The organism is Psychrobacter halodurans, from assembly GCF_017498075.1.
Lineage (GTDB): Bacteria > Pseudomonadota > Gammaproteobacteria > Pseudomonadales > Moraxellaceae > Psychrobacter > Psychrobacter celer.
The window spans coordinates 1-14,392 of record NZ_JAGBKN010000030.1 but is presented as its reverse complement, the minus strand read 5'-3'; the positions used below and the strand labels follow the sequence as shown (position 1 = coordinate 14,392).

Sequence of the window (14,392 nt, the reverse complement as noted above, 5' to 3'; positions counted from 1 at the left end):
TAATACTCTGCTAATACCGTATCTTTTTTTCTAAAGACAATCTGCTATGTTTGCTCATTTTATATTTGCCCTTTTACGTGCTGCGCCATCATTACAAGTTAAGCGTGCTTTTTTGTCAGCTTTATCAATCGTCTCGTTTGACTCTCAGTCACGCTCACAGACAGTAATATCACTGACAATAATAACGTTGGTCATGACCATGAGCGGTTGTGATCACGCGCAACCTGTATCCAAGCCGTCATCTGCCGAGTCCAAACCATCTGCTAATAGCCTTAAAGCTGATGCCTCACAGCGGGTAGTCAGTCCGGATTGGGGCAATGCTGCAACCCTGACGGCAATGGGCTATCCTCCTGTAGCGACGGGCGATGTACGTCTATGGGGCAGATGGGTCGACACGCCTAGTCTGCCACCAGATATTGTCGATTTAGGTGGCCGCTATCAGCCGAATGCCGAGCTGGTCGCACAGTTGCCAATAGATATGGTGATTGATAATCCATTTTATGTGCATGCGCGCCGTTTGTATGGCGATGTACCTACCGAGTCGGTGATGTTTTCGGCCAGTGGCAAGGTGGCGACGTGGGCGGATTATACTGAGCCGACGCGTACATTGGGCAGATTGATTGGGCAGCCTGCCGCCGCTGAGGCTTATATCAAACAAAGCAAGCAAGACATAGAGCAGGCTGGCGCTCAGCTGCAAGCCCGCTATCCTCACGTAAATAAGTTTGCCGTTGTACAGTTTTCTGATGCCAATAACGTGCGCATGTATGTCAATAACAGTCTGTTTAAGCCTGCATTTGCCGCAATGGGCAAAGAGCTTGTGGTCTTAGGTGAGGGCAATAATTACGGTTTTGTATCTAAGCGGGTCGGTGATTTGGCAGCGCTCGATGATGATGTGTGTTTGCTGATTGTGGATCCATTAAGCCCCATTACCCGCGCTGAGATGAAGGACAGTCTGATTTGGCAGCGCTTGGGCTATGGTCAGACGCGCTGTATAGGAGAGCTGACGCCTATTTGGATCTATGGCGGGATGTCATCGTTGGTCAGTTTGGCCAATCAAATATCAACCGTACAATTACAAGGCGGGGCAGCATCATGAATACGAGCAGCAAGCGCGCCAGCAGCACTTACACAGAGGTAAGTGACACAACACCTAGCAAACCGCAGCAGATACCGCCCAACCCCGTTAGCACTCATGCGCACTTTGGGCGATTATGGGTGCTGTTTGCAGTTCTATGTGCTTTGGTCATGGCTAGCAGTTGGGCGCTGATTGCGCGTGATTGGCACAGGCCATTGATGGACTTGTTTTTGCCCAGTATGCAGCTGGACATGGGCAGCATGGTGGTACAGTTGACTTTGTTGGCCAGCTCATTGGTCGCGTTATTGGCTGGCGGGCTGTTGGGGGCAGTCAGTATCTTATTACAGCAATTGGTCAAAAACCCGCTGGCGTCAGATACCACCCTCGGCGTCGGTGCCGGTGCGCAGCTGGCGATATTGCTGGTGAGTCTGTTTATACCGAGCCTGGCAATCTACGGCGGCATGTATGTGGCGTTTGTAGGGGCGCTGATTAGCATGGGTTTGGTGTTTGCGCTGGCGGCCGCCAGTCGTTTTAATGCGCTGATTTTGGTATTGGCAGGCTTGGTGGTCAATATCTTGTTGGCCGCATTTGCCAATGTCTTATTGTTGTTTTTTGCTGAGCGTAGTAATGGCACATTGTCATGGGCAGCAGGATTTTTGACGCAAAACAGCTGGCATACTACAGCGCTATTGTCCTGGGCGGCAGTGGGGTTTGTGATGGCTTGCTTACCTCTGCTAAAGCCGCTTGGCATGATGAGCTTGGATGACTGGCAAGCCAAGCGCTTGGGCGTGCCTGTACAAGGTATTCGCGCGCTGGTGGTGCTACTGGTGGCGCTGGTCACAGCGCTGGTGGTCAGCGAAGTGGGTCTGGTGGGTTTTGTAGGCTTGGGCGCAGCAAGCATCGTCAATGCTTTGGGCATTACTGCTATTGGTAAACGATTGCTCGCAGCTTTTGGCTTTGGGGCACTGTTGTTATTACTGACCAATCATGCCGCGCTCCTGCTTGAACCTATCATAGCGATGCCGATTCCTGCAGGGGCGATGACGGGCGTGCTGGGTGCACCATTGATTATTTGGCTCATTTTGCGCCAGCGTCATGAGCGGCTCGAGACGGTGTCTGAGCCCATGGTCAATCGCACACAAACCCCTGTGCATCTATGGCGCTGGGTGCTTGGCGTGGTAGGTTTGCTGCTTATCATCTCGCTGGTGGTACAAGATATCAAGGGCTGGACGCTGCTCAGTACGGATTGGGCCATCACTCAGCAATACCGTCTGCCACGCAGTCTCAGTGCGGCTGCGACCGGACTGATGCTGGCGGTGGCGGGGGTGTTGCTGCAAACACTCACGCGTAATCCGATGGCCAGCCCTGAGGTACTCGGTGTCAGCTCAGGCGCCGCACTTGGCGTCATTGGTGGGTTCTTTTGCTTACCGCTGCTGGGGTTGTCAGCAGGTGCAGGTACTCTGCTAGCGGCTGGCCTGATGGGTGCTCTTATAGTACTGTTGCTGGTGATTTGGCTAGCGCGGAAAGTCAGCTCAGGTTATCTGCTCTTGGTGGGGGTTGGTATCGCCGCGATGATGGATGGGGTCATGCACATGGTCAAGCTCTCAGGCGACCCGCGGCTTGAGGCGATGCTCAGCTGGCTGTCAGGGACGACCTATAGTGCCCAGCCCAATACCGTTTGGTATCTGATGGGGGTAGCGCTGGTTTTGTTTGTGCTGAGTTTATTGATTATCAAACCGCTTAGGGTTTTGGGGTTGGGGGCTAGCATGGCACGCAATCTAGGTGTGGCAGTCAATCCTGTGACGCTCGCGCTTTTGATATTGGTGGCGGCCCTTAGTACGGCAAGTACGCTGGCGGTCGGGCCACTTAGTTTTGTGGGGTTGATGGTGCCCCATGTCGCGACTTCTCTAGGGGCGGTAAAACTGGAGCATCAATTGCCCTTAGCCGCTATTTTGGGCGCTGGTGTGATGGTGCTAGCTGATTGGTTTGGGCGTTATGTGATATTTCCTTATGAGCTGCCAGCAGGTACGATCGCTGCGCTGATTGGCGGGACGTATTTCTTGTGGCTGATTGGCAAAGTGCCGATGACTGCGCGTTAAGAATACAATTAACCTATTTCAAAATAGGTACAGCTCTACTGGCATTCATGAATTTCTGAGGAAAATTGAATTGAAGACACGCCCTAACACTTTTAAATGTCTTTACTGAGCATTTGTTCCATACGTATACTGAGTTATATTTGCCAAAAACTTTACTAAAGTTGTCCAAATTAACTTAAACCTATATAAAGTATGGATGCAACCATGATGCCTGATTATTATCACTACTGGGGCAAGGCTCAGCCTAATGAGTACCTTTCAGATTCTCCCTACCATTTATTGGTTTATCACAGTCTAGATGTAGCGGCAGTGGCGCATTATCTACTCCATGATGATGCACCTATCATGAACGATTTATCCGGTTATTTAGAGATTCCTAAGCCTGAATTAAGACAGCTACTATGCTTTTTAATTGGTTTGCATGACTTGGGTAAGTTTGCCTCATCTTTTCAGGGTTTGTATCAGCCTGACGATGATACTTTTTTGACCAAAGTGGATCGCAGTATTTATGCCTATGACAAAAAACATGACGCGCTAGGCTGGTGTTTTTATCAAAACGCTTTTCTTAATGGGTATCTATGCGATATCGACATGGACACAAGGACAAAACGGCAGGTAAAGACAGGGCTGTCTATTTTATTTAACTGTGTACTTGGTCATCACGGTAAACCGATACAGCTAGAAGACAAACCTGTCGATGCAAAAGATCCCTTAGCCGTTGGAGTGAAATACCAACACGAGATTGATCCCAAAGATTTACAAGTGGCCAATCAGTGGATTGACGATCTTAAATTATTGTTTGCGATAGAGCTACCTGTTGAGCTGCTTGCTGATAAAGACTGGCATACTCGCGTAAAGCATATCAGCTGGCAGCTATCAGGCGTAACCATGCTGGCTGATTGGTTAGGCTCAGATACCGCTTATTTTACCTACCAACACCAAGTCATGCCCTTAGCAGACTACTGGCAGATGACACTGAATATTGCTAAGCGCTGCGTCGATGACAAAGGGCTAGCTACTACGCTCTCTCCCATACCTTTTAGTAGCGTACAAAACAGTTTTGGTTTTAGTCCGTCCCCTCTGCAAGCGTGGGCGGAGTCGGTGACTATTCATAACTATCCGCAGTTGTTTGTACTAGAAGACGTGACAGGGTCAGGAAAGACAGAAGCGGCTTTGACGCTAGCGCATAGACTCATGGGTATGGGCGAGGTGGGTGGTTTTTATTTTGGTCTGCCGACTACTGCGACCTCTAACGCCATGTTTGAGCGTATCGAAAAGTTCATGCCAACGTTATACGGCAAGTCTGACAAACAGCCTTCACTGGTACTGGCGCATGGTAGCAAAAACATGAATGCAACGTTTCGAGAGCTTATTAATAATGCTAATAGCAACTACTCTTCAATAGGTCATTCTAAAGATACAAGCCGCGAGGCAGCAGGAGATGAGATAAGCAGTCAATGTCATGCTTGGTTTGCTAGTAGTAATAAGCGGGCGTTATTAGCCAATATCGGTGTCGGTACGATTGACCAAGCATTGCTGGCTGCCCTGCCTAAAAAGCATCAACCACTGCGCTTACTTGGCTTGCATCACAAGGTGCTTATATTTGATGAGGTACATAGCGCTGATAGTTATATGTTTGAGCTACTCAAATCCTTGTTACAAGTCCATCTGCACCAAGGGGGGCACGCTATCTTATTAACCGCTACCTTAAGCTTAGATAAGCGAGAAGCGCTCGCTAAGTTATGGCTGGGTCAAGAAGCGCCCAGCTACGTCAAAACAGTCGCTGCAAATGTCACTCAGTCCACGCATTTTCCTTTAGCGACGCATATCACCATGACCCCAGATACCGACATGGATACGGTAGTTGAGACGTCAATAACCAGTCCTAAGCGGGTCTCGCGCAAGCTGAAAGTTGATTTTTTACACCAGTCGTCGGATGTTATTGATTATCTGGTAAAAGCTTCACAAAACCATCAATGCGCGGTATGGGTAAGAAATACGGTGACCGATGCTATCGTTGCCTATGATGAGTTATTGAATGCAGGTGTAGCGGCAGAAAACTTACTCTTATTTCATAGCCGGTTTGCGCTGGCTGACCGCAGTCGTATTGAATCGACAGTGCTGGATTGGTTCGGTAAGCACAGTACACCTGCTAAGCGGGCGGGCAAGATTTTAATAGCGACGCAGGTGTTTCAAGAGTCGCTGGACGCAGATGCTGACATTATGGTCAGTGATTTGTGTCCTATTGATTATCTTATTCAGCGGGCAGGTAGGTTGCATCGTCATAGGCGCGATATATCAGGGCAGAGAATAACAGATAGTCATACCACGGTAGAGTCAAGACCGCCTCCTGTACTGACGGTACTGGCACCGAAGTTTAGCGAAGAGCCTAGCGAGAACTGGTATAGCGAGCTGTTTCCCAAAAGCCAATACGTCTATCGTCATCTAGGTCAGCTGTGGCTGACGATGCGTATATTGCAGCAGCAAGGTTATCTAGATTTGCCTAAAGATGCGCGTCTATTGATTGAGTCGGTATATGCTGCTGAAGCGCAGCAACAAATACCCGACGCACTACTAGCCGATAGTAAAGCCGATATGAGTCAGCAAAAGCGTAAACAACACAGTGCTAAAGACGCTTTGATTGATTGGGAAAAAGGCTATTGCGAAAAGAGTCAAGCCAGATGGTTTGGTAGCGAGTCTGCAATTAATAGTGAAGCCAATACGCGCTTTCAAGAAATGCCTACTTGTGAAGTAGTGATACTGCGAACCGATCAAAGTGATGATCACAATCAGATAGGCTTTTATGCAGATGTCTCAGAGTTTCAATTAGAGCTTAGCACAGTCAAGATTGGCGAGAGTATGGCTGATAAGCTGACAGAAGTGCCCAGCCAATTTGCAAAACAAGTCGCTACATTAAAAGAGCGCTATCGAGGTCTTGAGTATAAAAGGTTATGGCTCGCTGATGCTGATGATAAGTTTACTTATGATAAGGAAAAGGGGTTGGTTGAGATAAATTCTATGATATAAGCTCAAACGACACTAGATGTCGCAATATAACCAAATTTTGTTGACTAGAGCAAACTTAGACTTTATGCTACTTATTAGTAGCGTAAAGCCATAAGTACAGTGACAATAGTGACCATGATGACAATTACACGGTAAAAAAGGGATGATATGAATCTGATTACTGATAGCTGGATACCTGTTTTAAATCAAGATGGGAGCAGGGCGACGATTAAACCTGCCCAGCTGGCTGACCCCAATGTTATGGAGTTGGATTTACCGCGTTTAGACTTTCAGGGTGCCGCTTATCAGCTACTCATAGGATTATTGCAAACCACCTTTGCACCAGCAGATGTAGATGAGTGGATGGACTACTATGACAACCCGCCAAGCGAATCTGATTTGCAACTTGCCTTTAATGACGTCATTCATGCATTTCATGTAGATGGTGATGACGCACGTTTTATGCAGGATTTGGATACCTTAGAGCATATCTCATCGACGAATAGCGTGGCTAATTTGCTGATTGAAGCGCCAGGTGGTAATACGCTAAAACTCAACAAAGATTTCTTTATTAAACGTGATCTAGTAGAGCAGCTATCGCTACCCATGGCAGCACTGGCTCTATTTACTCTACAAATCAATGCGCCGTCTGGCGGGGTAGGGCACCGTACTGGTCTGCGCGGTGGCGGCCCTATGACCACGCTTATCCGTCCTAATGATACAGATAGCACGCTATGGAATAAGCTATGGTGGAATGTCATTAATAGAGAAGAACGGAGCTACCCAGACCCAGATTTTAGTGATGGCAGCGTGTTTCCTTGGCTGGCTGAGACTAGAGTCAGTGACAAGACTGGCGAGCCAATATATAGGGACGAGGTGCATCCGCTACATATTTACTGGGCGATGCCAAGGCGTATCCGCCTGATTATAGAAACGCCAAGTGATGAGCAATCAGCTAGCGATCTAATCGATGATGTGACTGGTGAGCCGTGCCTACAAGTAGTGAGTCAGTATCGCACGCAAAACTACGGTCATAACTACGAAGGGGACTGGTCACCGCATCCCATCACGCCGTATCGACACAATCCAAAAAAGCCTGACGATACTCCTTTTTCTATCAAGGCTCAACCCGGCGGTATTAATTACAAGCTTTGGCATATGCTTACTTTTACGGGCAATGAAAAAGATTCAGGGTTTATTCGTGCAGAAGTATTAGACCACGCTAATGAAATTCATGAAGCGAGCGATGGCGCGATAAGTGCTTCAGGACTGTGGGCGTTTTCTTATGATATGGACAATATGAAGGCACGTGGGTTTTATAGCAAAGAGCTGCCTATTTATCACATACCATCCAACCAGCAAACACAGCTTCTAGAAACGGTGCTCAAGCTGCATGAGTTAACCGATAGTATTATCAAGCAGCTGCGCAATAGTATCAAATACAGCTGGATGAGTGAGCGCCAAGCCAAGGACAGCAAAGGCGATATGAGCATGATTGATACTATGTTTTGGCAGCGTAGTGAGCCGCTGTTTTTTAGCGCGGTAGAGGATGCTGTAAATAATGGCGGCAAGCTTACGCCAACGGCAGCTATTGATTGGCTGAGTAAAATAAGTAAGCTGACAGAGCGGCTTTATGAAGAGCAAGTACTATCGAGCGCAGTCATTAAACAACGGCATATGGAGCAGCTTAATAATTTACGCGCCTTCTTATACGGTAATAAGCCGCTAGCAGCGTTTAGAAATCGCTATAAGTCAACTAAGGAAAATAGCTAATGACTGACACTATAGAAAAAGTAGCCTCTACCAATCCGCCTACAAAGCAGGCCACTCGATATTTGGGTAACTGTACTCCCATTGTGATGGCTTGGCATCAACGCTTGTTAGAAATTAAAAATAAAGCGCAGCAGCTTCAAGGGGAAGACGGTGAGGAGAATAGCGCCTATCTGCAATTTTTTCGTACGACTATCTCTGCGTCCGATGCCGCCAAACTCAAACGTTGTCAGCATATGGATGATGTCGCGATGCAGCCGGCTTTTATTGCGCTATGGCAGCAAGTAGAGCCTACACTGATAAAAAGCATTGCCAACCACAGCGCCTATAATCATAAAATTTCTGATAACACTTTTGCAGCGTGGTTGGCGGTGGCTTGGGTGCTGTCTCAGGTGCGAACGGTAGACGATCGCTACCTAGTCGCTAGCTCAGGTAAAAGTAAACGGCAATTGAATAATACGTTGGCATGCGTAGCAGGTCAGCGCCAAGACGATGGTGATAGACCGCTTATCACACCGCTGCGTTTTGAAAAGCTTATCTCTGCCCGTGATCCTGATAATTTTGTCAGTTTGCTGGCGCGTATGGTCGCCCAGCTTCAGCAGCAAGGTCAAGCTATCAACGTGGTGTGGCTTGCCAATGATATATTGCACTGGTTTGCTGATTATCAGGGCAGCAATTACCGCACGCCCAAAGATAAGCTTACTGTGCAGTGGTCGCTGACTTATTATCAGATGTATAGCGACTAGATCAAACACTAAACTTATATAAAAACTTAATATTCACTACCTGTTATTACCCTTAATTATGAGGATTATCCCATGACCCAATTTATTCAATTACACGTACTGACCAGCTATCCGCCATCAAACCTCAATCGAGATGATATGGGGCGTCCAAAGACGGCTCGTATGGGTAACGCGGAGCGCCTACGTATCAGCTCGCAAAGTTTAAAGCGTCACTGGCGTGTCTCAGATGTATTTGAAGAAGCGCTGGCAGGTCATATTGGCACGCGCACCAAACGGATTGGTACACAAGTTAAAGAAAAACTGCTGGAGGGCGGGGTAAAAGAAAAAACGGTAGATAACGCTGCCAAAGCGATTGCTGAACAATTTGGTAAAGTCAGTAGCAAACGCCCGCCTGAGATTGAGCAGTTGGTACATATCAGCCCAGCGGAACAGCAAGCGGTTGACGATTTGGTCAAGCGAATTATTGAGACAGGGGATGAACCTACTGAAGAAGAGTTATCGTTATTAAAGCATGACAATATGGCAGCAGACATTGCACTATTTGGGCGTATGCTTGCCAAAAAGCCTGCTTTTAACGTTGAGGCCGCGTGTCAAGTGGCGCATGCGATTAGTGTGCAGCAAGTGGCGGTAGAGGATGATTATTTCACTGCTGTTGATGATTTAAATGATCATAGCGAAGATGCAGGAGCTGCTCATATTGGTGAGACTAATTTTGCAGCGGCGGTTTTTTATCAATACGTTTGTATCAATAAAGACCTACTGCTAGATAATCTTAATGGCGATACTGAGCTTGCTCAAAAAGCCCTATCCGCTCTTGTAGAGTCTATGACTACTGTTGCGCCATCAGGAAAACAAAACAGCTTTGGCTCGCGCGCTTTTGCCAGCTATGTCATGGCAGAAAAAGGCAGTATGCAGCCACGCTCACTATCGGTAGCTTATCTTCGTCCTGTTAATACGGACAATGTATTAAGCGATGCTATCAACAGCTTACAAAACCATCAGCAGAAGTTCGATAGTGTCTATGGTGATTGCGCCGATAGCCGTTATGTCATGGATGTAGAAAACGGCTTGGGTAGCTTGTCTGAGTTAAAGCAGTTTGTCAGTGATGACGGCAAAGCCAATTACCCGCAATCATGATTGTTTGCTAATAAGTATACAAAAAATAGAAGCGGGAATTCTTAAAATCATCAATGCAATAATAGGTAATGGAAAGATACTATGGATTATTTAGTCATGCGCTTATATGCGCCGATATCTTCGTGGGGGACGCTGGCAGTAGGGGAGGATAGGCCTACAGTTAATTATCCGACTCGTAGTGCGGTGCTCGGTTTACTTGGTGCTGCTTTGGGTATCAAGCGTAGCGAGGCGCAAAAGCTAAGAGACTTGGCAAGTAGCATCGGCATTGCGTCTAAAACCTATAGCGAAGGTACTATACTGCGTGACTATCATACGATTCAAACGCCTACCTCAGGTAAGGGCGTTAACTTCTTTACGCGTAAACAAGAGCTACAAAGCGCTAAGGTTGAGACGATTTTATCTTCACGAGACTACCGCGAAGACGGATTATGGGTAGTGGCTATTTGGTTAAAGCCAGAATTTGAAAATAGTAATTTAGAATACAAGTTCGAGTTACAGCAGCTACAGCAAGCGCTAAAGTATCCAAAGTTTACTTTATATCTTGGTCGTAAGTCCTGTCCTTTATCGCTGCCTTTATCACCGCAAATCATTACTGCAAGCCATCTAAAAATGGCTTTAGATGTCAGTATTAACGAGCTTTTAGCAGAGTCATCAAAAGATAAGTCTGTAAAAAATATTAATAAGCTAAGTGACAAATCGAATAGGGTGGCTCAGTGGCAAATCAATGAGCTAATAGATACGATGGTTAGTGACAGGTATTTACCGACTACTATAGATTATAAGGCTATAAATGAGCAAAATACTCGTCTGCGCCAAGTGACTTATCACTGGGAAGGCGAGATTGAGTCAATGTTTGAAAGTGCATCGCCGGTTAATGTATTTACCCATAACCATTGGGATGATCCAACAGATCGAAAACAGTGGCAATTTACGCAGCGTATCGGGCATCAGTGGACAGCCTATGAACCTATCGATAATAAAGAGGCAAAAAAGATCATTTTAAATACGCCAGATAAGGAAGCGGTGCTATGAATTATCTGAGCAAAGTGACGCTTAAGCCAAGTTTAAATGCCAAGCATCTGTTCGTAAAGGAGCAAATAAACCCTGAGCCGCGCTCATTAGCGAGCAACGATGTGTCCAAAGTCGACAACCCTTATCGAGTGCACCAAGCGCTATGGCAATTGTTCGATCTACCAGCAGGGAGTGATAGACCTTTTTTATACAGAGAATATGAGCAGGGTGGTCAGACTTTCTATTATGTACTCTCCACGCTCAAACCTAAGTTAGATCATCCTTTTTTTACTGTGCAAGCCAAAGCTTTTAACCCCAGTTTTTTTGTTGGTCAACGTTTGACATTTGAGCTACGAGCTAACCCTGTAAGTAGTCTAAAGAATGCCCAAGGCAAATCATCTCGGCATGATGTGTTAATGCTTGCCAAAAAATCGATGATGTCTCAAGGTTTTGATGATGCTTATAGTATTGATCAAGCGATGTTCGATGCTGGCGTAGATTGGATTACCAGTCCAGAGCGTCTGCAAGCGTGGGGCGTGATCATTCACCCAAATCTTGAGTTATCTGCTTATACGCAACACCGACTGCGCCGTAGCAAACAAGACTTAGAGCAGCAAGAGCAAGCTAAAGACAGTATGAATAATAAGCCAATTAAAGCCAAAAACAAGTTAATTCAGTTCTCAAGTCTCGACTACGCAGGCGCGCTTGAGATTCAAGATGTGGACTTATTTTATAATCAAATGATAAAAGGCTTTGGAAAGCAAAAGGCTTTTGGTTGTGGTCTTATGCTTGTACGTCCGCTACGACAAAACAACAGCTAACGGCTATTTATCTTATAAATTATCATCAATACTACCCTTATCAGTTGAGCTGACTTATGGCATTTATTCCCCTAAAGCCTATTCCCATTAAAGAGCGTAACTCTATGGTGTTTGTAGAGCGCGGTCAAATAGATGTCAAAGATGGCGCATTCGTGGTTATCGATAAAAACGGCATTCGCATGCATATTCCAGTTGGCTCCATCACTTGCCTGATGCTTGAGCCAGGGACACGAGTCAGTCACGCGGCTATTGCACTAGCCGCTAAGACAGGTACACTGCTTATTTGGGTAGGTGAAGCAGGGGTTCGTCTCTACTCAGTAGGTCAACCGGGCGGAGCGCGATCTGATAAGCTGCTTTATCAAGCTAAGCTGGCGTTAGATGAACAGCTCAGACTAAAAGTCGTCAAAAAAATGTTTGAGATCCGTTTTAATGAAACAGCGCCCAGTCGGCGCAGTGTCAATCAGCTACGCGGCATCGAAGGCGGGCGTGTCAAAAAAATCTATCAGCGTCTGGCATCAGAGCACGGCATGATATGGAAAGGCCGCTCTTATGATCCTAGCGATTGGGATGTATCAGATGATCTCAATCGCTGTATTAGCGCCGCAACAGCTTGTCTTTATGGTGTTACCGAAGCAGCAATTTTAGCAGCTGGCTATGCGCCAGCTATCGGTTTTTTGCATACAGGGAAACCAAAAAGTTTCGTCTATGATATCGCAGATTTAGTAAAGTTCGAGACCGTAGTTCCTGTCGCTTTTGAGATTGCTAAGAAAGCACCGCCCAATCCGGATAAGGAAGTTAGAATCGCTTGTCGTGAGATATTTAGACAAAGCAGATTGTTAAAGAACCTTATTCCTATGATTGAAGAGGTATTATCCGCAGGAGAGATTGAACCACCAAAACCTTATGCAGATGCTCAGCCGCCCGCCATTCCAGAGCCTGATTCTATCGGTAACGAAGGTCATCGTAGTCAATAGCTTGATAAGGAGATAGGTTATGAGTATGCTGGTTGTGGTGACTGAAACGATACCTCCAAGACTAAGAGGGCGCTTGGCAGTTTGGCTATTAGAAATAAGAGCAGGGGTGTACGTCGGTGATGTCTCACGTAGAGTTCGAGAGATGATATGGGAGCAAGTTTTAGCATTGGCTGAAGAGGGCAATGTAGTGATGTCATGGGCAACCAATACAGAATCGGGTTTTGATTTTGTCACTTATGGTAAAAATAGGCGAATACCAATAGACCATGAAGGCATGCGTTTGGTACAATTTTATCCTTTGGAGACTGATGAAAATTAATGCTTTAAATTTCAATAACTTAACCATCCAGAAGATGGACGGGGTATGCTATTTAACAACTAAAAAACTTGGTAGAATAATAACAATAGAAAAATAAGAATAATTTCATAGACTTACAACAAGTCTGTTCCCCGTAAGCACGGGGATTAACCGGCTTGGGGGTGGTGGTCAGGTACGGTATGACGCTGTTCCCCGTAAGCACGGGGATTAACCGAGTCTCTTAGGACTTTATCTTTATGCTGACCACTGTTCCCCGTAAGCACGGGGATTAACCGGTACTACTGATCATCGCGCTAGTCGCGTTATCCTGTTCCCCGTAAGCACGGGGATTAACCGACACTGAGAGAGTTGATTTGCTCGATGATATCCTGTTCCCCGTAAGCACGGGGATTAACCGCGTTTAGGTTAGACTTGGGTGGTGGTATGAGTCTGTTCCCCGTAAGCACGGGGATTAACCGAAACCTATAACAAGTACAGCTCTATGGCTGAACTGTTCCCCGTAAGCACGGGGATTAACCGTTGTTGGCTTTGACTAATTTATTGGTGAATTTCTGTTCCCCGTAAGCACGGGGATTAACCGGCGAGACGTAATAATCTGAATAAATCAGCGCTCTGTTCCCCGTAAGCACGGGGATTAACCGTATTAAGGCGTTTAACGGCTCAATTAAGCTCTCTGTTCCCCGTAAGCACGGGGATTAACCGCGTTAAAAATCAGAAACTTACCTGATTTTTAACTGTTCCCCGTAAGCACGGGGATTAACCGGTAGATTCAAAATGGCAGCAGCAACTGGAACACTGTTCCCCGTAAGCACGGGGATTAACCGCAACGGTGCTGATTCAAAAACAGAAGGGTTTTCTGTTCCCCGTAAGCACGGGGATTAACCGACACAATATGCGTGCAGAACGACATCACACCCCTGTTCCCCGTAAGCACGGGGATTAACCGGTGTGTAGCCTGATAAGACGACATTTAAGAACCTGTTCCCCGTAAGCACGGGGATTAACCGCTATACCTTATCGCAAACATTACCCCAAGTCGCTGTTCCCCGTAAGCACGGGGATTAACCGACCGTTAAGGGGGCGAAATGATACCTTTTACCCTGTTCCCCGTAAGCACGGGGATTAACCGCCTTCGTTAGGATTATCAAAAGCTACTTTTGCCTGTTCCCCGTAAGCACGGGGATTAACCGCTGCCATTGTTAGATCAAGATAAATCGGCGCTCTGTTCCCCGTAAGCACGGGGATTAACCGCTCACATTGCCTGTTACAGGTTCTCTGATCCACTGTTCCCCGTAAGCACGGGGATTAACCGTTCACCACTATGATACTGTAGTAGATCGTACACTGTTCCCCGTAAGCACGGGGATTAACCGACGTTATCAACGCGCAGGCGGCTGATAGCGAGCTGTTCCCCGTAAGCACGGGGATTAACCG

10 protein-coding genes and 1 CRISPR repeat array are annotated in these 14,392 nt (G+C 46.6%); all 10 genes read left to right on the top strand.

Annotated elements, in window-relative coordinates; all coding sequences use genetic code 11:
- Positions 1-199: 199 nt before the first annotated feature.
- The 10 genes from J3491_RS10745 (at position 200) to cas2e (ending at position 12,958) form a co-directional block, all read left to right on the top strand.
- Positions 200-1,096, top strand: a complete 897-nt coding sequence (locus J3491_RS10745) for an ABC transporter substrate-binding protein (RefSeq protein WP_243456358.1) — start codon at positions 200-202, stop codon at positions 1,094-1,096.
- Positions 1,093-3,174: a Fe(3+)-hydroxamate ABC transporter permease FhuB gene (gene fhuB / locus J3491_RS10740; protein ID WP_207970214.1), complete on the top strand. Its 2,082-nt coding sequence runs from the start codon at positions 1,093-1,095 to the stop codon at positions 3,172-3,174. The genes J3491_RS10745 and fhuB overlap by 4 nt, the downstream gene beginning before the upstream one ends.
- Before the next feature lie 204 nt (positions 3,175-3,378).
- Complete coding sequence (gene cas3, locus J3491_RS10735; RefSeq protein ID WP_207970213.1) at positions 3,379-6,201, top strand: CRISPR-associated helicase Cas3'; 2,823 nt, start codon at positions 3,379-3,381, stop codon at positions 6,199-6,201.
- Positions 6,202-6,348: 147 nt separating this feature from the next.
- Positions 6,349-7,953, top strand: coding sequence for a type I-E CRISPR-associated protein Cse1/CasA (gene casA, locus J3491_RS10730; protein ID WP_207970212.1), 1,605 nt, complete (start codon positions 6,349-6,351; stop codon positions 7,951-7,953).
- A complete protein-coding gene (casB, locus tag J3491_RS10725) occupies positions 7,953-8,696 on the top strand; it encodes a type I-E CRISPR-associated protein Cse2/CasB (protein ID WP_207970211.1) in 744 nt (247 codons plus the stop codon). The genes casA and casB overlap by 1 nt, the downstream gene beginning before the upstream one ends.
- A gap of 72 nt (positions 8,697-8,768) precedes the next feature.
- A complete protein-coding gene (gene cas7e, locus J3491_RS10720; RefSeq protein ID WP_207970210.1) occupies positions 8,769-9,833 on the top strand; it encodes a type I-E CRISPR-associated protein Cas7/Cse4/CasC in 1,065 nt (354 codons plus the stop codon).
- Positions 9,834-9,914: 81 nt separating this feature from the next.
- Positions 9,915-10,865 (top strand): type I-E CRISPR-associated protein Cas5/CasD, encoded by a 951-nt coding sequence (cas5e, locus tag J3491_RS10715; RefSeq protein WP_207970209.1) that lies wholly within the window; start codon positions 9,915-9,917, stop codon positions 10,863-10,865.
- Positions 10,862-11,665, top strand: coding sequence for a type I-E CRISPR-associated protein Cas6/Cse3/CasE (gene cas6e, locus J3491_RS10710; RefSeq protein WP_207970208.1), 804 nt, complete (start codon positions 10,862-10,864; stop codon positions 11,663-11,665). The genes cas5e and cas6e overlap by 4 nt, the downstream gene beginning before the upstream one ends.
- A gap of 56 nt (positions 11,666-11,721) precedes the next feature.
- Complete coding sequence (gene cas1e, locus J3491_RS10705) at positions 11,722-12,639, top strand: type I-E CRISPR-associated endonuclease Cas1e (protein WP_075101220.1); 918 nt, start codon at positions 11,722-11,724, stop codon at positions 12,637-12,639.
- 19 nt (positions 12,640-12,658) lie between these two features.
- Positions 12,659-12,958: a type I-E CRISPR-associated endoribonuclease Cas2e gene (gene cas2e / locus J3491_RS10700; protein ID WP_075101221.1), complete on the top strand. Its 300-nt coding sequence runs from the start codon at positions 12,659-12,661 to the stop codon at positions 12,956-12,958.
- A 124-nt stretch (positions 12,959-13,082) separates the two neighbouring features.
- Positions 13,083-14,392: a CRISPR direct-repeat array (repeat unit 29 nt; unit sequence CTGTTCCCCGTAAGCACGGGGATTAACCG).